Consider the following 20,331-nt stretch of genomic DNA (forward strand, 5'->3'; position numbering starts at 1 on the left):
AGCGGGGTCATTCTAGCTCGCGGCCGCTTCCTGTGCCAAGCCCGCGCGGGCCAGGATGGGCGCCAGCGTGGGCTCCAGTTCGCCGCGCCGCCAACCCGACAGGGCAGCGGGCCACTGGCCCGATTCCTGCAGCGCCTCCAGATACCGGCGCGAGGCCAGCACGCCGTCCGGCAGGCCGAGTTCGGCGCTGCGGGCGGACACCGCATCCTGCAGGCGCTTGACCTGCGCCTTGTCGCCATCGGTGGCGTTGCGCGCCAGCGGCATGCCGGCTTCGTCGTCCAGCGGCGTGGACAGCGTCTGCCAGATGGCGTCGGCCAGTTTGCGGGGCGCCTTGGGCTGGGTGTCGAACAGGCGCAGCAGTGCGCCCTTGTCCATCGGCGGCGTGCGGGCAAGGCTTACCGCCAGCTCGTTGTCGAGGATCCAACTGCGCGGCTTGTCGCTGGCGCGGGCCTGCGTTTCGCGCCAGCGCAGCAGGCGCACCAGCCGCTGCTGCGCGTCGGCGTCGAGGAACTGCGCGCTGCGCATGGACAGGTGCGGCCAGCGTTCGCCTTCGTCCTGCGCCGCGTTCTCCACGAAGCGGGCACAGTCTTCTTCCAGCCACGCAAGGCGGCCACTGGATGCCAGTCCGGTCCGCAGCGCATCGTGCACGGCGAACAGATAGCGCACATCGTCGGCGGCATAGTGCAGCTGCGACTCGCTCAACGGGCGGCGCAACCAGTCCGAGCGGGTCTCGCCCTTGGGCAGCACGACGCCGGTGATGCGTTCCACCAGCTTCTGGTAGCCCAGGCCGGCGGCCACCCCACCAATGGCGGCGGCGATCTGCGTATCGAACAACGGCGTGGGCAGCGCATTGCAGGCGAACTTGAACGCGACCAGGTCTTCACTGGCGCTGTGCATGACCTTGGTGATCGTGGTGTCCAGCAACCACGGCCTCAGCGCATCGGTCATGCCCGGCACCAGGGGGTCGACGAGCAGCACGTCGTCGTCGATGGCGATCTGCACCAGCGCCAGCTGCGGCCAATAGGTGCGTTCGCGCACGAACTCGGTATCCAGGCCGATCCGCGTGGGCCGGCGTTGCAGCTGCGCGTCCAGCGCGGTGGGGGTGTCGATCCAGTGGGGCACGAAATCTCCGCGTGATGCGTGGTTTGCTCAGTCAGGGGACAATAACCTAAGGTCCGGGCTCAGCCCGTATCGTATGCCGGTAGTGTCTGCCGGCATTCTCTCACGGGGGCCGGTGGCTCCCATCACGGAGGGTGTTTGCGCGCGATTCTTGCCGCCTTGTTGATCTCGCTGCCGTGGCTCGCCGCGTGTTCGCGCGATGCGGCGACGCCGGACGAAGCGGGTGCCGCCGCCGATGCCGTACGCATGCCCAGCGTGACGGTGACGGGCGATGACAGCGGCGTGGACGAACTGAACTGGCGCCCGCCCGCCGTGGCCCTGGTGCCCGGCGATGCGGCCGACGCACACCGGCGTGCGGCGCGTGCGTTGTCCGAAGGACGCCTGTTCGATGGCCCGGACGACGCGATCCCGCTTTACCTCGCGCTGCAACGGCTCGATGCCGGCGATGCGCGCGCGAAGACCGGCCTAGGCCGCAGTCTGGATCGCCTTCTGGACCAGGGCGCGCAGGTGATGCGCCATGCCGAGGACCGCACCGAGGCCCTCCGCCGCGCACGGCAGATCGCCGCCGTGGCGCGTACCGTGGCTCCGGCCGATCCGGCGGTCGTCGCCTATCTCGCGCGGGTGGACGAGGCCGATCAGCTCACCCGGCTGAACGTGGCCAGCGAACGCGCCCTGCGCGAAGGCACGCTGGGCGAGAACGGCGGCGGCGCATTGGCGGGTTTCCGCGAAGTGCTGAAGTGGAAGCCAGGCCAGCCGCGCGCCCTGCAGGGCGTCGCGGCGGTGGAGAGCGCCATGATCCGCCGTGCGGAAGAGGCGGCGCTGGCCAGCGACTTCGCCACCACGCGCCTCTGGCTGGACCATGCCGCCAAGGTCCGCGAGGACGCGCAGACCGTGGCCGATGCGCGCGTGCGCGTGGAGGCCATCCGTATGGCGCGCATCGCCGAACTGCGCGATGCCGGCGTACGCGACATGGCCACGCCGCTCGGACTGAAGGACGCACGCGTGAAGCTGGCCGAGGTGTTGCGCATCGCCGAGCCCGGCAATCGCGTGGCGGCCGATTTCCGCCAGCGCATCGACCTGGCCACGCACTACGGCCTGTACCGTCCGGGCCAGGCCTTCACCGATGCGCTGCACCATGGTGGCCGCGGGCCGGCGATGGTGGTGGTGCAGCACGGTGGCTTCAGCATGGGCGCGGGCGAGGAAGAAAAGGATGCCGCCGATGCCGAGAAGCCTGCCCATTACGTGCGTTTCGATCGCGGATTCGCGATGGCCCTGCACCCGGTGACGGTGGGCGAATTCCGCCGCTTCGTGGAAGCCACCCAGTACCGTCCACGTGCCACGCGCCGTGGGCACTCCATCGTCTACGACGAGCGCAGCGGCAATTTCGTGCGCCGCAGCGGCGTGGACTGGCGCTCGGACTACAACGGCCAGCCTGCCAGCGACGACATGCCGGTGCTGCACGTCAGCGTGTACGACGCCGAGGCCTATGCCGAATGGCTGGCCGGCCAGACCGGTCATGGCTACCGCCTGCCCAGTGAGGCCGAATACGAATACGCCCTGCGCGCCGGCCAGCAGGGCCGCTATCCCTGGGGCAACGGCCAGCCCCCCCGAGGGGTGGCCAACCTGACCGGGGGCAACGACCGTTCGCCCAGCGGGCGCACCTGGAACAACGCCTTCATCGGCTATGGCGACGGCTACTGGGGGCCGGCGCCGGTGGGCCGCTTCCGCGCCAATGCCTTCGGCCTGAAGGACCTGGACGGCAACATCAGCGAATGGGTCGGCGACTGCTGGCACGCCAGCTACCGGCGCGCCCCCGCGGACGGGGCGGCGTGGTTCAATCCCGGCTGCCGGTCACGGGTGGTGCGCGGCGGGTCCTGGGCCAGTTCGCCGGCGCAGGCACGTGCCGCGTGGCGCTCGTCGTCGGATTCGGATATGACTAATGCGCGGGTGGGCTTCCGCGTCGTTCGCGGCATCTAGCCGCCAGGGAGAGGGTGATGAGGCAAGATCCAAACGGGCGCTCGCACTACGGGCAGGGCGGCGGGCGGCGTGGCGGCGGACTGGGCAACCTGCGCTGGCTGATCCTGCTGGGTTTCCTGGTGTATGGCGGCTGCTATTACCTCAACAATCGCGTGGTCGATCCGTACACCGGCGAGAAAGTGCTGATCGACGGTTCCATCGGCGTGGAGGAAGAGAAGGCGCTCGGCCTGCAGGCTTACCAGGAGATCCTTTCGCAGGAGCAGCCGGTCGATCCGAATTCGCAGATCGCGCAGGAGGTGCGCACCATCGCGCAACGCTTGATCGCGAAGATCCCCGAAGTCGAAGCCGCCATCGCGGCGGAGAAGGGCACCCAGCCCAGCGGCAACTGGAAGACCTTCGAATGGGATGTCAACGTCATCCAGTCCGACCAGGCCAACGCCTTCTGCCTGCCGGGCGGCAAGATGGCGGTCTATACCGGGCTGATCCCGGTGGCGAAGAACGCCGACGCGGTAGCGGTCGTGATGGGCCACGAGATCGCCCACGCGCTGCTGCGCCACGGCGCCCAGCGCATGTCGCAGCAGAAGCTCACCCAGATCGGCCAGATGGCCGGTGCGATGAGCGGCATGGATCCGCAGCAGCAGCAGATGGTGATGGCGGCGATGGGTTACGGCTACCTGCTGCCGTACGCACGCGAGCACGAGACACAGGCCGACGAAGTGGGCCTGATGCTGGCGGCCGCCGCCTGCTTCAATCCGCAGGAAGCCGTGCCGCTGTGGCAGCGCATGAGCGAGGCTAGCGGCGGACAGGCACCGCCGGAGTTTTCCTCCACCCATCCCAATCCCGGCACGCGCATCCAGAATCTCACCGCGCTGATGCCCAGGGCGATGGAATACCGCCAGAAGTTCTGCCCGCAGGGAGCGGCGCAGTGAAGACGCTGGCCGGCGTGGTCCTGCTCGCCGTCGCGGCTGTCGCCACCCCCGCGCACGCGGTGATCAAGGACGCGCAGCCCAACGGCTTCACCATCGAGAATTCCGAATGGGTGCCGGTCGCGCCGCAGGTGGCGTACGCGGCATTGGTCAACGACGTCGGCCGCTGGTGGCCGGCCGACCACACCTGGTGGGGCGATGCGTCGAAGCTCGCCATCAGCGACAAGGCCGGCGGCTGCTTCTGCGAGATCAACGGCGCGCAGCAGGCGTGGCACATGACGGTGACCTTCACCGATCCCGGCAAGCTGATGCGCATGACCGGCGGCCTCGGTCCGTTGCAGGGCATGGGCCAGGACGGTGCACTGGAGTGGCGCTTCACCGAAGAAAACGGCGGCACCCGCATCACCCTGTGGTATCGCGTCGGCGGCTACACGCCGGATGACATGAGCAAGTTCGCACCCGTCGTGGACAAGGTGCAGGGCCTGCAACTGGGCGGCCTGGCCACCTTCCTGCGCAAGGGCGCCGACGGCGCTCCGCGCTGACATTCACGCCAACGTTTCGAGGAAAGGAAGACCGCATGAGCATTCGTTTGTCGGAAAAGGACAGTGGCCGCACGCTGGGCAGCATCTCGCAGGAAGACTTCCAACTGCTGGTCGACCACATGGAAGAGGAATCGTCCAAGGACCAGGACTATTACGTGGAGCACACCGCCATCGATGCGCTGGAAAGCCTGGGCGCCAGCGCGGGTTTCATTGCGCTATTGCGCGCGGCGGTCGGCGAGTCGGACGGCATCGATGTGGTGTGGGCAGCGGAGTAAGGCGAGCAATGCATTTCCGTAGGATGGGTTGAGCCGAAGGCGATACCCATCGCTTGCGGAATTATGGTTCACCATGATGGGTATCGCCTTCGGCTCAACCCATCCTAATCAGAGCAGGCCTCCATGCCCCACATCATCCCCATGCAACCCGTCCGCCATCTGCCACGGGCGATCGCGTTCTACGAACAGCTCGGTTTCACCGTCGAAGACCGTCGCGACGACTGGGGCTGGGCGAAGCTGCGCTGGGGCGACTGCCGGGTGATGCTGGACCAGTCGATCAACGTGAACCCGGATACGCCGCGCAACGCAGTGCTCTACCTCTACCCCGGCGACATCGACGCCTTCCATGTGCAGGCGCGTGCGAACGGCTTGGACGTCCCCGACCTGGACACCACGTTCTACGGCATGCGCGAGTTCCGCATCGACGATCCGGACGGCAACCGGCTGTGGATCGGGCAGGTGGGCGGGGCCGAAGGCACCTGAGCCCGGAGCGCGAGTGCGCGGAGGTGACACGCGAGGCTCCGGAATCTGCGCGTGACCTCCGAAGGCTTGCGCGCAGGCCTCCAGAAGCCGCGCATGAACGCGCCACGTTCATACGCACGCCACCGGTACCTCGCGTGCAGGTCTCGATGCCTTGCGAAAGCGCATTTCCGATCGCCGGGACAAGGCGTCGAGGCGCGCGCACAAGACAGGCTGGGTCGCGCGCCGGGTCGTTCGCCTCGCTGATATTCGGCCTTGCCCACGGCCTCCGCGCCTTGATTTGGCGCAGGGGATGCTTGTGTGCGCAGGGGAATGGTCCGGGGGGCTTCGAGCGGTGAACGTTCGCATACCGGCATCGCATGCGGTCTCCGACGGCCTGCCACTGACCGCTGGCGGCACCTCCACGCGTTGCCCAAGGGGAGCGGCGCCGGTTCCTGTCCGGTGGCCGGCATTCCTCTCACCCTGCGAGCTCCTGCCATGCCCAACGTACGTGATCGCCCCTATCCCGGAATGAACTTCCTCGTCGACCTCGGCACCGGTGACGACGGTCCCGGCAGTGGCGTGGCCGAAGTGGTGTTCCCCGATGCGCGGCTGCAGCTCAACGAATACCGCAGCGGGAACGACAAGACCGGCGAATCGATGAAGCTGTCCACGCTGACGCACTACGACGATCTCGTGCTGCGTCGTGGCGTGACCGGTTCGCTGTCGTGGTACCAGTGGTGGAACGAAGCGCGCAACGGCGGCGACGCGCGGCGCGATATCAGCGTGACCCTGCTGGACGAGCAGGGAAGCGCCGTGCTGCGCTGGCGCTTCCTGCGTGCGCGGCCGGCGGCCTATCGCCCCTCGCCGATGGATGCGACCGTGGCGGATACGTTGTTCGAAACGCTGGAAATCGCGTTCGACCGCTTCGAAATGGAGTAGCAGTCAGCCTGTCGTAGTGCGTGGGGGCTCGCGCAGGTACTCCAGCACGAAGCCGATGAGCAGGCCCAGCAGCGCACAGCCCGCGGCCATCGCGGCGGACGAAGGCTGCTTGCCGGTCAGATGGTACAGGCCAGCGCCGGCGCCGATGCCGAGCACGAGGGGAGCCAGCAGGCGGGGCTTTGCCCACGCCTCACCCAGCAACCCCGCGATCAGTTTCACTAACGGCTCCCGACGAACCACGCCGGGAGCATGGCCCGGCTGCTCAGAGCTTGGCAAACAAGGTGGAGAGCACCAGCAGCACGAACCCGGCCACCACCAGCCAGAACGCATGCGGAGCCAGCACCGGCACGTAGCCGAACTTCGCGGCAATGCCGCCGGTGCCCAGCAGCAGGGCGATCAGCCAGACGCCGAAGGTGGGAGGGGTCAGTTTCATGCGGGATTCCTTGTCGAAGGTGCGTGTTGATTCGCAGGGAGCGGGAAGATGGGGACGCGGCTTCCTGTTCAGAAGCTCATGAACAGGCCGCCGTTGACGGGCAGGTTGGCGCCGGTGATGTAGCCGGCATCGTCGGCGGTGAGGAAGGCGACCGCGCGCGCGATGTCGTCCGGCTGGCCGATGCGGCCCACCGGCACCGCAGCGACGGTGCGGTCGCGGACGTCATCGGGCATCGCCTTCGTCATCGGCGTTTCCACGTACCCGGGCGAGACGCTGTTGACGGTGACGCCCTTGCGCGCCACTTCGCGCGCCAGCGACATCGAGAAGCCGTGCAGGCCGGCCTTCGCCGCCGCGTAGTTCACCTGGCCGAAGTTGCCGGTCTGGCCGCTTACCGAACTGATGTTGACGATGCGTCCGAATCCGCGCGCCTGCATGCCGTCCACGGCATGGCGGCAGAGGTTGAACACGCTGTCCAGGTTCACGCCGATCACGGCATCCCATTGCGCCTTGTCCATCTTGCGCAAGGTGGCGTCACGGGTGATGCCGGCATTGTTGACCAGGATGTCGAGCGCGCCGTGGCGGGCTTCGACATCGCGCACGAACGCGGCGCAGGCATCGAAGTCGGCCACGTCGACGGTAGCGGTTTCGACATCCAGCCCGGCGGTCTGCGCGTGGAAACGGTCGAGCTGTCCGGCGGAGGCGGGCAGGTCGGCGGCGACCACTCTGCGGCCGGTGCGCGCCAGTGCCCGGCAGATCGCCAGCCCCAGTCCCCCCAGACCGCCGGTTACCACGGCGATGCGTTGCGTCATGCGGAATCCCTGTGTCGCGAGGTCAAAAAAAGGCCCGCGCAACGGGGCGCGGGCCGGGTTTCACTACGGAGTGGTTCAGCGCGCGCGCGTCTTCGGCGTTTCGCGCGGCGGATCCTTCGGCTTGACCGTCGTCGGGCGACCCATGCCGCCGCTGAGGTTGCGCTGGAACTCCTGCCACAACTCCATGTTGCGCTCAGTCAGCTGGTTCATCATGGTCCACGGCGTCTGGCCCAGCATGCTGCCCATCTGGCTGCGGAACTGCTGCTGCTGCTCCATGAACAACTGCATGCTGCGCTCCAGGTAGTTGCCCATGAAGCCCTGCAGCGAATCGCCGTAGAACCGGATGATCTGGCTGAGCAGCTGGGTGGACAGTACCGGCTCGCCGTCCTGTTCCTGCTCGCTGATGATCTGCAGCAGCACGGTGCGGGTCAGGTCGTCGCCGCTCTTGGCGTCGCGGACCTCGAAGTCCTCGCCATCGACGATCAGCTGGCGCACGTCCTCGATGGTGATGTAGCTGGAGATCTCCGTGTCGTACAGGCGACGGTTGGGGTACTTCTTGATGATGCGGATCGCAGCCATTGAGTCTTCGCTCTAAACGCGTATTGCGGCAGCATGACGCAGCGCAACAGCCCTTGCAACAGGCCACAAGGCAGGGAAGCCCTGTTCAGCCAAGGAAGTTGCTGCGCAACATCGGAACGGGCGACGCCCCCTAGCGGGGGCGTCGCCATCAGGGGCAGGAAGTGTCGCGAATGACGCTGGCAGGCATCACCAGCCCATGTGGTGGCCGCCGTTGATGTCCAGGTTGGAGCCGGTGATCCAGCTGGCCTGCTCGTCGACCAGGAACGCAACGGCGTAGGCGATTTCCTCGGGTTTGCCGAGACGGCCGGTCGGAATGTCGGCGGCGATCTTGGCGCGGACTTCCTCCGGCACCGCCATCACCATGTCGGTGGCCACGTAGCCGGGCGACACCGTGTTGACGGTGATGCCGAGCTTGGCGTTTTCGCGTGCCAGCGAGATCGTGAAGCCGTGCATGCCGGCCTTCGCGGCGGCGTAGTTGGCCTGGCCATACTGGCCCTTGAGGCCGTTGATCGAACTGATCTGGATGATGCGTCCCCACTTGCGGTCGCGCATGCCTTCGATCACCGGGCGGGTGACGTTGAACACCGAATTGAGGTTGGTGTTGATGACGTCGCCCCACTGCGACGAGGACATCTTGTGGAAGGTGCCGTCGCGGGTGATGCCGGCGTTGTTGATCAGCACTTCGACCGGGCCGAGCTTCTGTTCGACTTCCTTCACCATCGCCTGCGCTTCGTCGGGCGAAGTCACGTCACCCTTCACCAGCGTCATCTCGTAGCCGTCGGCCTTCATCTGCGCCTGCCAGGCGAGGGCTTTTTCTTCGTTGCGGTAATTGGTGGCGACCTTGTGGCCCATGTCGGCCAGCTTCTTGCAGATGGCGGTACCGATACCTCCGGTGCCGCCGGTGACCAGGACGACGCGCGATGTCATGTGGGGAATCTCCTTGTACCGCCGCAAGCCGACGGCCGTCCGATTCTAGACAGCGCCTGCGACAGGCTTGTTGTGCGATGCAGCGAACGTCATGCGTGTCACTTTGGGCAGACGATCCGGGCGGAATCCGCGGGCAGCGGCCTGCACCGCCGCCGAGACGCTGCCGATGCCAGCCAGCCTCTCCACCGGCTGGCCCAGCGCCTGCCAGGCAGCCAGCAGTGCGGGCATCGGGGCGTCATCGTCGATCGGCAACGCGGCCATCGACTTCGACAGTTTCTGTCCCTGCGCATCGACGATCAGCGGCAGGTGCAGGTAACGCGGGGTGGGCAGCCCCAGTGCGCGTTGCAGCAGGATCTGGCGTGGCGTGGAATCCAGCAGGTCCGCGCCGCGCACGACGTCCGTGATGCCCTGGTCGGCATCATCCACGACCACCGCCAGCTGATAGGCCCAGAAACCGTCGGCGCGCCGCAGGACGACGTCGCCCACCTCACGGTCGACCTGTTGTTCGACCGCGCCCTGCAGGCCGTCCTCGAACGCCACGCGTGTCCCGTCGGGCACGCGCAATCGGATGGCGGGCGCTCGCATGGGATCGCTGGCGACGCACGCGCGATGGATGCCGCCTGCCGCCGCCAGGTCACTGCGGCTACAGCGGCATTCGAACGCGCTGCCGTCGTCCAGCAATCGTGTCAGCGCGCTGGCGTAAAGATCCTGGCGCGCGCTCTGCCACACGACGGGTGCATCCGGCACCAGGCCGAACGCCGCCAGCGTGTCGAGCTGCCGCTGTGCAGCGCCCGGGACTTCGCGCGGCGGATCGAGGTCCTCCACCCGCACCAGCCACGTTCCCGCGTGGTGCCGTGCCAGCAGCCAGCTGCCCAGCGCGGCGACCAGCGACCCGAAATGCAGGCGGCCGGTGGGCGAGGGCGCGAAGCGGCCGCAGTAGTGAGGAGGGGGATCGTTCGCTGTCATTCGTCGGAAAGGAGGGAAAGCTGAACCGCGTGGTCAGCCAGTTGCTTGAATTCAACCAGTCGCAACCGCAATTCTGCGTCCACGGGCACCAGCGTGCCAGTTCAACCGGAGAGTCCGTCGTGTTTACGCGTGTTGCATTGTTCCTTGCCACCAACCTGGCCGTGCTGGCGCTTGCCAGCGTTGTCATGTCCCTCCTGGGCGTCAACTCCAGTCAGATGGGGGGGCTGCTGGTATTCGCCGCGATCTTCGGTTTCGGTGGTTCGCTGATCTCGCTGCTCACCTCGAAGTGGATGGCCAAGCGCGCGACCGGCGCGCAGGTGATCGAACAGCCGCGCAATGACCTGGAGCGCTGGCTGGTGGCTACCGTGAAGCGCCAGGCCCAGGCCGCCGGTATCGGAATGCCGGAAGTCGCGGTCTATGACGCACCGGAAATCAACGCCTTCGCCACCGGTGCCAACCGCAACAATGCGCTGGTGGCGGTGTCCACGGGCCTGCTGCGTTCGATGAGCCAGGACGAAGCCGAAGCGGTGCTGGGCCACGAGATCTCCCACGTCGCCAACGGCGACATGGTGACCATGGCGCTGCTGCAGGGCGTGTTGAACACCTTCGTCATCGTGCTGGCCCGCGTGGTGGGCGGCATCGTCGACGGCTTCCTGTCGGGCAACCGCGAGGGCGGTGGACGCGGCTTTGGCTACTACATCATCGTGATGGTGCTGGAAGTGGTGTTCGGCCTGTTCGCGACGATGATCGCGATGTGGTTCTCGCGCCGCCGCGAATTCCGTGCGGACCATGGTGGCGCCACGCTGGCCGGCCGCCAGAAGATGATCGCCGCGCTGGAGCGCCTGGGCCGGCAGCACACTCCGAGCACGCTGCCGGCGCAGGTGGAGGCCTTCGGGATCGCCGGCGGCATCGGCCAGGGCATGAAGAAGCTGTTCCTCAGCCACCCGCCGCTGGAGCAGCGCATCGCCGCCCTGCGCGCGCAGCAGGGCACGATGGCCTGAGCGACCGGGCAGCGAACCTTGAACGAAAAACCCGCCTTCTGGCGGGTTTTTTTGTTTGCTTCTTCCTGCACGGTAGGGAGAGCAACTGTCTTGATTCAGGCGCAGCAGGAGGAGAAAGTTTTCCGTGGACATCCGGTATTCGATCAACCTGCGGTCGCTGCGCTTCGGAAGGATCGGCGCCAAGAGCGCCCCTCATCCGCCCTTCGGGCACCGTCTCCCCGCAGGCGGGGAGAAGGATACAAACGCGTCGTTTTCTTTAAGGCACAAGCACGGCGAGGCAGTCCCCCTCTCCCCGCTTGCGGGGAGAGGGAGTCGCCATGTCAGTTGAAGTCGTAATTCATCGCGGGGCCGGGTGCTGCGAGGAAGTTGCCTTCCACGTAGTCCAGGCTTGCGGTGAACAGGAAGGCCATGGTGGCGGCGTCCTGCACGTGTTCCGCCACCGTCAGGATGCCCAGCGCCTGTGCACGCTCGGCGATCTCGCGGATCTTCTGCTGGTGCTCGGTGTTTTTGCCCAGGTCTTCGCTGAAGACGCGGTCGATCTTGAGGAAGGTCGGCTGGAAGTGCGACAGCAACTGGAACGAATCCAGGCCTGCGCCGAAATGTTCCAGGCCCACCTGGCAGCCCAGCTTGGCCGCCGCCGACTGGAATGCCTGTGCCTGGCGCAGATGGGTGAAGACCTTGGCCTCGGGCGTCTGCAGCCACAGCCGGTCGCCGGGCACGTCATGGGCGGCCAGTTCCCTGGCGATGAGGTCGAGCAGGCGGTTGTCGGCGAAGGAGGCCGGGCTGACTTTAACCACCAGGCGGGTGTCGTGGCCGGCACGCTTGCGTTCGGCCAGCACCTCGATGGCACGATTCACCACCCAGCGGTCGATGGCATCGAGCAGGCCGTTGTCCTCGGCGATCCCGATGAAGGACTGCGGGAGCACGGTTTCGCCATTGGACTCCAGGCGCAGCAGGGCCTCGTAGACCTCGCCGGGCTCGCCCTGCAGGCTGACCACGGGCTGGTAGTGCAGGCGGAAGCTACCGTCCTGCAGGGCTTCCTGCAGGCGCTTGATCCAGTTCTGCACGCGCTCTTCCTCGGCACGGTCCACGGCGCCGGGGTCGAAGATCTCGAAGCGGTTGCCGCCCAGGTTGGTGGCGGTCTGCAGGCAGTCGGTGGCGCGCGTGAGCACCTGGCCGATGCTGGCGATCTTTTCGCCGATCTGCACGCCGCCGATGCTGGCGGTGACCGAGGCCGAACGCTCGCCCACGTTGAACACGTGCGAGGCATACGAAGCACGCAGCTTGTCGGCCAGCGCGGCGGAATGGGCGTGGTTGCCACGCAGCAGCACGGCGAAAGTGCGCTCGCCGAAGCGTGCGGCGGTGCATTGGTCGTCGAGTTTTTCCGCCAGGCGCGCAGCGAGCGCGGCTGCGAGGTCGTCGGCCGAGTCGATGCCGATGTCCTGCAGCAGGCGCTGGTAGTGGTCGGGTTCGACCAGCAGCAGTGCGTACTGGTCCTCGCCGCGGGCCACCTGGGTCACGGCATTCTCCAGCTCGCGCAGGAAGGTGGGGCGGTTCATCAGGCCGGTGACCATGTCGCGCTGGCGCAGGTCTTCGACTTCGCGCGCGAGTTCAGGGTCGAACTCTTCGCGACGACGGAACACCACCTGCACGCAGGGTTCGCTCTCGTAGGTGGCGGTGGCGAACTCCAGCGTGGCCGGGAAGCTGTCGCCATCGATGCTGCGCGCCTCCAGTTCGAAGCGGGCCGGCGGCGGCTCGCCCTTGCTGAGTTTCTTCAGCAGGGCCTTGAAGTCGTTGACGTACTGCGGGGCCACCAGGTCCAGCAGCGACAGGCCTTCGACATCCTCGAAGGACTCGAAGCCGAACATTTCCAGGTAGGCGTCGTTGGCCCGGATGTGCATCCCTTCGTGGATGTAGGCGATCGGGTCGCGCGAGGACGAGATCAAGGCGTCGCAGCGACGCTCGGTCTCACGCATCTGGCCTTCGAGCCGACGTTGCGAACGGCGCGCGTCCAGGTCGGCCCATTCGCGGCGCAGCACCGTCAGCACGTGTTCCGGGCGCCCGCGCAGCGCGATCGCGCGCGCGCCGGCGGCCTGGTCGGCCAGCAACTCGGCTTCGCTGATCGCATCGGCCAGCACGATGACCGGGATGTCCTTGCCGCTGGCATCCACCTGGCCCAGCACGGTGGCCAGCGGGATGCCCTTGGCCGTGCGCGAGGCCAGCAGCAGGTCCATGGGTTGTGCCGTCACCATCTGGCCCAGTTCCGCTGCGTCGAGCGGTCGCAGGGGGCGCACGGCGATGCCGCCGTTGCGCAGCGTGGAGACGATGGCTTCCGCGTCCTCCGCGCTGTCGTCCACCAGGGTCAGTCGTAGCGTGGTGTCTTTGCCGATCTGCATGCAGCGTGTCCGCGAGGGGTGCGCGTTTAATACCTGAACACGACAGGTGAGTCCAATGCAGGCGTCGCAGATGCGGACATGGCCTGCCGTCGGTGGGTCACAGCGGGCGCTTGCCGGTATCGCCAGCGACTTCCCGTACCAGCCTCGGCACCAGATACCCGGACAGCCGGGCGGCCAGTGCCGCATGCAGCGTCTTTGCCCGCGCGTCGTCGACCTCGAAATGCGCCGAGCCGGCCACCCGGTCCAGCTGGTGCAGGTAGTAGGGCAGCACGCCCGCCGCGAAGCCGCGCTCGCTGAGGTCCGCCAGCGCCTCGATATCGTCATTCACGCCACGCAGCAGCACCGCCTGGTTCAGCAGGTGCACGCCGGCACCGCGCAGGCGCCCGAGTGCCGCGTCGACGGTGTCGTCGAACTCGTTGGCATGGTTGGCATGGATGACCAGGGTCACCGGCCAGGGCAGGCCGGCCAGCCAGGCCTGCAGGCCATCGTCGATGCGTTCGGGCAGCACCACCGGCAGGCGGCTGTGGATGCGCAGGCGGCGCAGGTGGGGAATCCCCGCCAGCGCGCCGGTGAGCTCGGCCAGCTTGGCGTTCGACAGCGACAACGGGTCGCCGCCGGACAGCAGTACTTCCTCCACGCCCGTGTCGGCGCGGATCAGCGCCACGGCTTCCCGCCACCCGTCGCGTGCCGCGGTCTCGTCCGAATAAGGAAAGTGGCGACGGAAGCAGTACCGGCAATTGATCGCGCAACTGCCGGTCGCCACGAGCAGCGCCCTGCCGCGGTATTTCTGGATCACGCCGGGCCCCGTCCTGGCCGCGCCGTCACCCACGGCATCCAGACCATAGCCGGTGGCGGGACGCATTTCGTCGTCCAGCGGCAGCACCTGGCGCAGCAGCGGGTCGTGCGGATCGCCATGGCGCATGCGGGCCACGAAACCGCGCGGCACGCGCAGCGGGAACTGGGCCGCCGCTTCGTCGGACACCCGACCTGCCAGTGTCTCCAGTCCCAGCAGTGCCAACAGTTCGCGCGGGTCGCGCACGGCGTCGCGCCACGCCTGCTGCCAGCGGAGGGCCGGCCAAGGGGCGGACTGTCGGGGTTCGGGGGCTGCGGTTATCATGGCGGGTCTGAAAACAAGCACCCGCCGGGTCCGGCGGGTTCCCGACATTCTATCCGGCCGGCCGCCTTGCGCGGCGGGTACGCCTTACCTCCAGGAGCAGCAGCATGGCCAGTTACGGCATGAACGACGTCAAGAACGGGATGAAGATCCTGATCAACAACGAGCCGGCGATCATCAGCGACACGGAATACGTCAAGCCGGGCAAGGGCCAAGCGTTCACCCGCGTGAAGTACCGCCTGATCAAGAGCGGCCGCGTGCAGGAAATCACCATGAAGAGCACCGACTCGGTCGAGGCGGCGGACGTGGTGGATACCGACATGCAGTATCTGTATTCCGACGGCGAGTACTGGCACTTCATGCAGCAGGAGACCTTCGAGCAGGTGCAGGCCGACAAGGCCGGCATGGGCGGCGCCGAGAAGTGGTTGAAAGGCGAGGAGGACTGCGTTGTCACGCTGTGGAACGGCAATCCGATCCAGGTGACGCCGCCGAATTTCGTCGAGCTGCAGATCACCGAGACCGACCCGGGCGTGAAGGGCGATACCGCCGGTACCGGCGGCAAGCCGGCCACGCTGGAAACCGGCGCCGTCGTGCGCGTGCCGCTGTTCGTCGGCCAGGATGAGATCATCAAGGTCGATACCCGCACCGGCGAATACGTCAGCCGTGTGAAGTGATGGAACAGCTGGCGCTTTACCTTGGCGTCTGGGCCGTCGGCGTTCTGATCGCCGCGCTGGGCGTGATGCTCTGCTGGAATGTGACCCTGCCGCGGCTGTTCCCCAGCGTGCCGCGGCTGAACTACGGGCGCGCGTTGGCGCTGATGTTGTTGTGCTGGTTGCTGTTCGGCGCCGGCGCCATCGGCCTGACCTACACGCTGGGATTCTGAGCCGAGGCCCCATGAGCGACCGCACCTTCGAAGCCTGCGACCTGTTGATCGAAGCCGGCTTCGTGGTGCCGGTCGTCCCGCACGGGGTGGTGCTGGAAGACCACGCGGTCGCTGTCACCGCCGGCCGCATCGTCGCGATCCTCCCGCTCGCGGAAGCGCGTATGCGCTTCGCGCCACGCGAGACGGTGTCGCGTCCTGATGCCGCGCTGATCCCGGGCATGGTCAACGCGCACACCCACAACCCCATGACGCTGTTGCGTGGCGTTGCCGATGATCTGCCGCTGAAGGTCTGGCTGCAGCAACACATCTGGCCCATCGAGGGCGCGGTGATCGGCCCGGACTTCGTGGCTGACGGCATTACCCTGGCGATCGCCGAGATGCTCCGCGGCGGCACCACCTGTGTCAACGAGAACTACTTCTTCCCCGATGTGCAGGCCGCGACGTACAAGCGCCATGGCTTCCGCGCCCGCGTCGGGCTGCCGGTGATCGATTTCCCCACGGCATGGGCGGCATCCGACGACGAGTACTTCGAGAAGGCCGGCGAAGTGCACGACCAGTGGCGGGACGATGCGCTGATCGCGACCGCGTTCGCCCCGCACGCGCCGTACACGGTGAACGACGCCAACTTCGAGCGCGTGCGGATGCTGTCCGACCAGCTCGACGTGCCCGTGCACCTGCACCTGCACGAGACCGCACAGGAAGTGGAGCAGTCGCTGGAGAAGCACGGCCAGCGCCCGATCGCGCGCCTGGACCGGCTGGGGCTGGTCAACGACCGCCTGATCGCCATCCACATGACCCAGCTCACCGAGGCGGAGATCCACCTCTGCGCCGAGCGCGGCGTCAGCGTCGTGCACTGCCCGGAATCCAACCTCAAGCTGGCGTCAGGCTTCTGCCCGGCCTGTGCGTTGGAGCACGCGGGGGTAACGCTGGCGGTGGGTACCGACGGTTGCGCAAGCAACAACGACCTGGACATGTTCAGCGAGACGCGCACCGCGGCGCTGCTGGCCAAGGCAGTAGCGCAGGATGCCGCCGCGCTGGATGCGTTCAGTGCATTGCGCGCGGCCACGCTGGGGGGAGCGAAGGCGATCGGTTTCGACGACCGCATCGGTTCGATCGAGCCGGGCAAGGAGGCCGACCTGGTCTGCGTGGATCTGTCCGCGCTGGAGACGCAACCGCTGCACCACGTGGTGTCCCAGCTGATCTACGCCACCGGCCGCCAGCAGGTCAGCGATGTGTGGATCGCCGGCAAGGCGAAGCTGCGGCAGCGCGTGCTGGTCGAGATGGACATCGACGGCGTCATCGCCAATGCGCGCCAGTGGCGCGAACGGATCGCCGGTATCCGGCTGTCTTGACAGCGTCATTCCAGCGAACGCTGGGATCCATGTGGACGTTGTGTTTGCTGTTCCCGATACTGCTCCAAGCAAGAGCAAGATGGGTCCCAGCGTTCGCTGGGACGACGGAATTGGCGCCTCGCGGGGTCAGCCCGCTCTACAATGGCGGCATGACGACCACGACTTCGCCCCGCGACGACAATTTCAGCCAGGCCGAACTCGACAAGTTCGGCGCGCTCGCCAATCGCTGGTGGGACCCCGGTGGTCCTCAGAAAGCGCTGCACGTGCTGAACCCGGTCCGCCTGCAGTACGTGCGTGACCGTGCGCGCCTGCCGGGCGCCACCGCACTGGATGTCGGCTGTGGCGGGGGACTGCTGAGCGAAGCGCTGGCGCGCGAGGGCGCGCATGTCACCGCGATCGACCTGGCGCCCGAGCTGGTGAAGGTGGGACGCCTGCACAAGCTGGAATCGGGCGTGCAGGTGGACTATCAGCTGCGTTCGGTCGAATCGTTGGCCGAAGAGCGTCCTGGCGGTTTCGACGTGGTCACCTGCATGGAAATGCTGGAGCACGTGCCGGATCCGGCGGCCATCATCCGTGCCTGCCACACGCTGCTGAAGCCCGGCGGACAGCTGTTCCTGTCCACGCTGAATCGCACGCCGGCCGCCTTCGCGCTGGCGATCGTCGGCGCCGAGTACATCGCGCGCCTGCTGCCGAAGGGCACGCACCACTACAAGGAATTCATCAGGCCGTCCGAACTGGCTGGATGGCTGCGCGATGCCGGTTTCCAATTGCAGGACGTCACCGGCCTGGCCTACGAACCATGGCGGCAGCGCGCACGGCTGACTTCGCGCACCGACGTGAATTACCTCGCCAGTGCGGTGAAGCCGTGACGGCGGGGGGCTTCCCGCGCGCCGCGCTGTTCGACCTGGACGGCACGCTGCTGGACAGCGCACCGGACATGCTGGCCACCGCGAACCGGATGCGCGCATCGCGCGGCGTTGGCGCGATGACGCTCGATGTCCTGCGGCCGCACGTATCCAAGGGTGCGCGCGCGATGTTGGCCGCTGCGTTCCCCGCAATGGAGCAGGGTCCGCGCGAGGCGCTGGTGCCGGAGTTCCTGGCGATCTATCAGGAAGAACTCGGCCGCCATAGCGTGTTGTTCGACGGTGTCGCAGAGATGCTGGCGGCGCTGGAGGCGGGCGGCAGCACCTGGGGCATCGTCACCAATAAGCCGGAATACCTGGCGCGCGACATCCTGCCGCAACTAGGTTGGGAGAGCCGCTGCGCCGTACTGATCGGGGGCGACACGCTGGCCGAGAAGAAGCCGCATCCGTTGCCGCTGCAGGTCGCCTCCGAGCGCATCGGCATCGCCATCGCCGACTGCGTGTACGTGGGCGACGACGAGCGCGACATCCAGTCGGCGCGTGCCGCCGGCATGCCGTCCATCGCGGCGTTGTGGGGGTACCGGCAAGCGCACGAAGAGCCTGCGCTGTGGCTGGCGGACGTGATGGTCGAATGGCCTGTGACGCTGGTCGAGCCGTCGGCATGGCCCACTGCGCGGCTTGTTGTAGGAGCGACGTAAGTCGCGACCGCACGGCTGCCGTTCTCGGTAACTTCACCGGCATACAAGAAACGTGTTGCGTTCAGTCGCCTGCGGGTACCGGCATGACGGTCGCGACTTACGTCGCTCCTACAAGGTTTGATCGCATGTCCGACTCCGCCGCCCTCGACAGCTTCCTTGAAAAATGGCGCACGCGTTGGCCTGAGTGGTCGGTGGGCGAGATCTTCGTGGCGCCCGCCCGCCGCGATATGGCGGTAGCGTGGTTCGCGCTGCTGCAGGAATTCGACGATGCCCTGAATGTCAGTGGCGATCCGCTGCCCGCAGACGCGAAGCTGGCATGGTGGGGCGAAGAACTGCGCGGCTGGAGCGCACAACGTTCGCGCCATCCGCTTGGACGCAGGCTGGAGCCTGTACGGGCCGCATGGTCTTCATTGGCCGATGCCTTGCCTGCGCTGGCGGCGGCACGTGGAGCGCAGGCTGGGAGCGAAGAGGCATTCGCGGCGCTGGCAGGTTACGGCGCGGCCTTGGCGGCGGTGGAAGCCGACGTGCTGGGTCGTGCGCCCGACGTTGAAGCGGTCATTGCGCAGGTGCTGGCCACCCGTCTGGCCGATATGGGCGTCGCGGCCGTGCCGATGGCGTTCCGGCAGAAAGAAGACACCTCTGCCGTGCGAGGGTGGGCGACGGACGTCCTGCGACGTTGGCAGGACGGACGGGCGGGTGCCCGAGAGCGTCGCGTTTTCGCCGCGTATGCGCGGGGCAGGTTGGAGCGTCTGTCCCGACAGGGCGTGCCAGCACCGTTGCCATCGCGCCCGGTGCTCCTGCTCACCGGCTGGCGTGCGGCACGCGGCGATTGAAGGCGTCGCATATCGCGGCGATAGACGCTGGAAACGGTCGTAACGGACTGTTTCATCTGGAGATTCAGGGCGGGGGGTACAATGCGCCACATCTACTTCCCCCGTGCATGACGATGTCTTCCTTGCTTCCCCAGGCGCCCCGCGCCGACCTCCCCGATGTCGCTCACCAGCGCGTGCCCCTGGCCCGCCCGCTGGACTGGGTGGGCATGGAGAACATCGCATTGCCGATCCGCATCGCGGACGGTCAGGGTGGGCAGCTGCAGGTGGCCGCCAGCATCGACCTGTCGGTGAACCTGGCCAACGCTGATGCGCGCGGCATCCATATGTCGCGCCTCTACCTGCAACTGCAGGAGGGACTGGCGCGTGAAGCGATTACACCTGCGGGCCTGCGGCACCTGCTGCAGGACAGCGTGGCGTCGCAGTCCGGCCTGGCGACCAGCGCCCGCCTGAAGATCCGTTACGAAGCACTGCTGCAGCGGAAGGCGCTGGAAAGCGACTATGCCGGCTGGAAGCGCTATCCGGTCGAAATCGAAGCCACGCTGGCCGACGGTCATCTGGTGCTGGCGCTGTCGTTTGCCGTCGAGTATTCCAGCACCTGTCCGGCCTCGGCGGCGCTGTCGCGGCAGGCCAATGCGGAGCGTTTCGCGGAAGATTTCGCCGCCACGCATCCGTTGTCGGTCAATGTGGTGCACGACTGGCTGGCCTCCGAGCGCGGCCTTGCCGCCACGCCGCACGCGCAGCGCAGCCGGGCCAGCATGCGGGTGGAATTGCGCCCGCAGTTCGACGAACTGCCGCTCGTCGCCCTGGTCGACGCCATCGAAGCCGCGCTCGGCACTCCGGTGCAGACCGCGGTCAAGCGCGTAGACGAGCAGGCCTTTGCACGCCTCAATGCCGAGAACCTCATGTTCTGCGAAGACGCTGCGCGCCGCGTGGCGTCGGTGCTGTCGGGTGATGCCCGCATTGCCCGCTACGACGCCACCGTGGCGCACTACGAGAGCCTGCACCCGCATGACGCGGTGGCCCGCGTGAGTGGCAGCAACGATTGAAACCAGGCGGAGGGAAGTGGGAGCGACGTGAGTCGCGACGGGTGGTTTTCAGATCGGACGCGAAAGCTGTATTCCGCGACTGACTCGCATGCCTCTAGAGGGGCCGCCATCTGGATCGCGACTCACGTCGCTCCCACGCCATGGAACATCATTTCCCCCGTTCGAGGACCAGCAAAGGATCGATGCGGACA

Annotated in this window: 23 protein-coding genes; 14 read left to right on the forward strand and 9 right to left on the reverse strand. The window is 67.2% G+C overall.

All coding sequences use genetic code 11. The annotated features are described in order from the left end of the window. Positions 1-12: 12 nt before the first annotated feature. Positions 13-1,122, reverse strand: a complete 1,110-nt coding sequence (gene rnd, locus FB548_RS12720) for a ribonuclease D (RefSeq protein WP_142125159.1) — start codon at positions 1,120-1,122, stop codon at positions 13-15. Positions 1,123-1,365: 243 nt separating this feature from the next. On the opposite strand from rnd, the gene FB548_RS12725 reads away from it, so the two are divergent. The 6 genes from FB548_RS12725 (at position 1,366) to FB548_RS12750 (ending at position 6,240) form a co-directional block, all read left to right on the forward strand. Beyond that, the gene (locus tag FB548_RS12725) at positions 1,366-3,096 is read left to right on the forward strand and encodes a formylglycine-generating enzyme family protein (protein ID WP_142125467.1); all 1,731 of its coding nucleotides are present in this window, start codon (positions 1,366-1,368) and stop codon (positions 3,094-3,096) included. A gap of 17 nt (positions 3,097-3,113) precedes the next feature. Next, positions 3,114-4,025: a M48 family metallopeptidase gene (locus FB548_RS12730; protein ID WP_142125160.1), complete on the forward strand. Its 912-nt coding sequence runs from the start codon at positions 3,114-3,116 to the stop codon at positions 4,023-4,025. Next, on the forward strand, positions 4,022-4,564 hold the full coding sequence (locus tag FB548_RS12735; protein ID WP_255470544.1) for an SRPBCC domain-containing protein: 543 nt from the start codon (positions 4,022-4,024) through the stop codon (positions 4,562-4,564). The genes FB548_RS12730 and FB548_RS12735 overlap by 4 nt, the downstream gene beginning before the upstream one ends. A 35-nt stretch (positions 4,565-4,599) precedes the next feature. Continuing rightward, on the forward strand, positions 4,600-4,839 hold the full coding sequence (locus tag FB548_RS12740; protein WP_142125162.1) for a hypothetical protein: 240 nt from the start codon (positions 4,600-4,602) through the stop codon (positions 4,837-4,839). 123 nt (positions 4,840-4,962) lie between these two features. Further along, positions 4,963-5,322, forward strand: a complete 360-nt coding sequence (locus FB548_RS12745; protein ID WP_142125163.1) for a VOC family protein — start codon at positions 4,963-4,965, stop codon at positions 5,320-5,322. Between the two features lie 474 nt (positions 5,323-5,796). Further along, the gene (locus FB548_RS12750; protein ID WP_185742103.1) at positions 5,797-6,240 is read left to right on the forward strand and encodes a phage tail protein; all 444 of its coding nucleotides are present in this window, start codon (positions 5,797-5,799) and stop codon (positions 6,238-6,240) included. Positions 6,241-6,243: 3 nt separating this feature from the next. On the opposite strand, the gene FB548_RS12755 is transcribed toward FB548_RS12750, so the two are convergent. From FB548_RS12755 to gluQRS, 6 genes are all read right to left on the reverse strand, one after another. Then, positions 6,244-6,459, reverse strand: coding sequence for a hypothetical protein (locus FB548_RS12755; protein ID WP_142125165.1), 216 nt, complete (start codon positions 6,457-6,459; stop codon positions 6,244-6,246). A gap of 43 nt (positions 6,460-6,502) precedes the next feature. Beyond that, on the reverse strand, positions 6,503-6,673 hold the full coding sequence (locus tag FB548_RS18805; protein WP_185742104.1) for a hypothetical protein: 171 nt from the start codon (positions 6,671-6,673) through the stop codon (positions 6,503-6,505). 68 nt (positions 6,674-6,741) lie between these two features. Continuing rightward, complete coding sequence (gene phbB, locus FB548_RS12760) at positions 6,742-7,482, reverse strand: acetoacetyl-CoA reductase (protein ID WP_142125166.1); 741 nt, start codon at positions 7,480-7,482, stop codon at positions 6,742-6,744. Between the two features lie 75 nt (positions 7,483-7,557). Continuing rightward, entirely contained in the window at positions 7,558-8,061 is a 504-nt protein-coding gene (gene phaR / locus FB548_RS12765) for a polyhydroxyalkanoate synthesis repressor PhaR (RefSeq protein ID WP_142125167.1), read from the reverse strand. 186 nt (positions 8,062-8,247) lie between these two features. After that, on the reverse strand, positions 8,248-8,988 hold the full coding sequence (gene phbB / locus FB548_RS12770; protein WP_142125168.1) for an acetoacetyl-CoA reductase: 741 nt from the start codon (positions 8,986-8,988) through the stop codon (positions 8,248-8,250). A gap of 45 nt (positions 8,989-9,033) precedes the next feature. Continuing rightward, positions 9,034-9,954: a tRNA glutamyl-Q(34) synthetase GluQRS gene (gene gluQRS, locus FB548_RS12775; protein ID WP_142125169.1), complete on the reverse strand. Its 921-nt coding sequence runs from the start codon at positions 9,952-9,954 to the stop codon at positions 9,034-9,036. A gap of 119 nt (positions 9,955-10,073) precedes the next feature. Here gluQRS and htpX point away from each other — a divergent pair, with 119 nt between their 5' ends. Further along, a complete protein-coding gene (gene htpX, locus FB548_RS12780) occupies positions 10,074-10,955 on the forward strand; it encodes a protease HtpX (RefSeq protein ID WP_142125170.1) in 882 nt (293 codons plus the stop codon). Between the two features lie 320 nt (positions 10,956-11,275). Here htpX and FB548_RS12785 read toward each other — a convergent pair whose 3' ends face one another. Beyond that, positions 11,276-13,351, reverse strand: coding sequence for an EAL domain-containing protein (locus tag FB548_RS12785; RefSeq protein ID WP_142125171.1), 2,076 nt, complete (start codon positions 13,349-13,351; stop codon positions 11,276-11,278). Positions 13,352-13,448: 97 nt separating this feature from the next. Further along, the gene (gene epmB, locus FB548_RS12790) at positions 13,449-14,468 is read right to left on the reverse strand and encodes an EF-P beta-lysylation protein EpmB (RefSeq protein ID WP_142125172.1); all 1,020 of its coding nucleotides are present in this window, start codon (positions 14,466-14,468) and stop codon (positions 13,449-13,451) included. Between the two features lie 104 nt (positions 14,469-14,572). On the opposite strand from epmB, the gene efp reads away from it, so the two are divergent. The 7 genes from efp (at position 14,573) to folE2 (ending at position 20,140) form a co-directional block, all read left to right on the forward strand. Next, positions 14,573-15,139, forward strand: coding sequence for an elongation factor P (efp, locus tag FB548_RS12795; RefSeq protein ID WP_142125173.1), 567 nt, complete (start codon positions 14,573-14,575; stop codon positions 15,137-15,139). Continuing rightward, positions 15,139-15,348 (forward strand): hypothetical protein, encoded by a 210-nt coding sequence (locus FB548_RS12800; RefSeq protein WP_142125174.1) that lies wholly within the window; start codon positions 15,139-15,141, stop codon positions 15,346-15,348. Before efp ends, FB548_RS12800 begins: the two co-directional genes overlap by 1 nt. 11 nt (positions 15,349-15,359) lie before the next feature. Beyond that, on the forward strand, positions 15,360-16,700 hold the full coding sequence (locus tag FB548_RS12805) for a TRZ/ATZ family hydrolase (RefSeq protein WP_142125175.1): 1,341 nt from the start codon (positions 15,360-15,362) through the stop codon (positions 16,698-16,700). 149 nt (positions 16,701-16,849) lie between these two features. Continuing rightward, positions 16,850-17,569 carry a bifunctional 2-polyprenyl-6-hydroxyphenol methylase/3-demethylubiquinol 3-O-methyltransferase UbiG gene (gene ubiG, locus FB548_RS12810; protein ID WP_142125176.1) on the forward strand — a complete coding sequence of 240 codons (720 nt, stop codon included), beginning with the start codon at positions 16,850-16,852 and terminating at the stop codon, positions 17,567-17,569. Continuing rightward, a complete protein-coding gene (locus FB548_RS12815) occupies positions 17,566-18,261 on the forward strand; it encodes a phosphoglycolate phosphatase (RefSeq protein ID WP_255470545.1) in 696 nt (231 codons plus the stop codon). Before ubiG ends, FB548_RS12815 begins: the two co-directional genes overlap by 4 nt. 125 nt (positions 18,262-18,386) lie before the next feature. Then, positions 18,387-19,094: a phytoene/squalene synthase family protein gene (locus FB548_RS12820; RefSeq protein ID WP_142125178.1), complete on the forward strand. Its 708-nt coding sequence runs from the start codon at positions 18,387-18,389 to the stop codon at positions 19,092-19,094. Between the two features lie 113 nt (positions 19,095-19,207). Then, entirely contained in the window at positions 19,208-20,140 is a 933-nt protein-coding gene (gene folE2 / locus FB548_RS12825; RefSeq protein ID WP_255470546.1) for a GTP cyclohydrolase FolE2, read from the forward strand. Positions 20,141-20,331: the final 191 nt, after the last annotated feature.

This window comes from Pseudoxanthomonas sp. 3HH-4 (assembly GCF_006716465.1).
Classification (GTDB): domain Bacteria; phylum Pseudomonadota; class Gammaproteobacteria; order Xanthomonadales; family Xanthomonadaceae; genus Pseudoxanthomonas_A.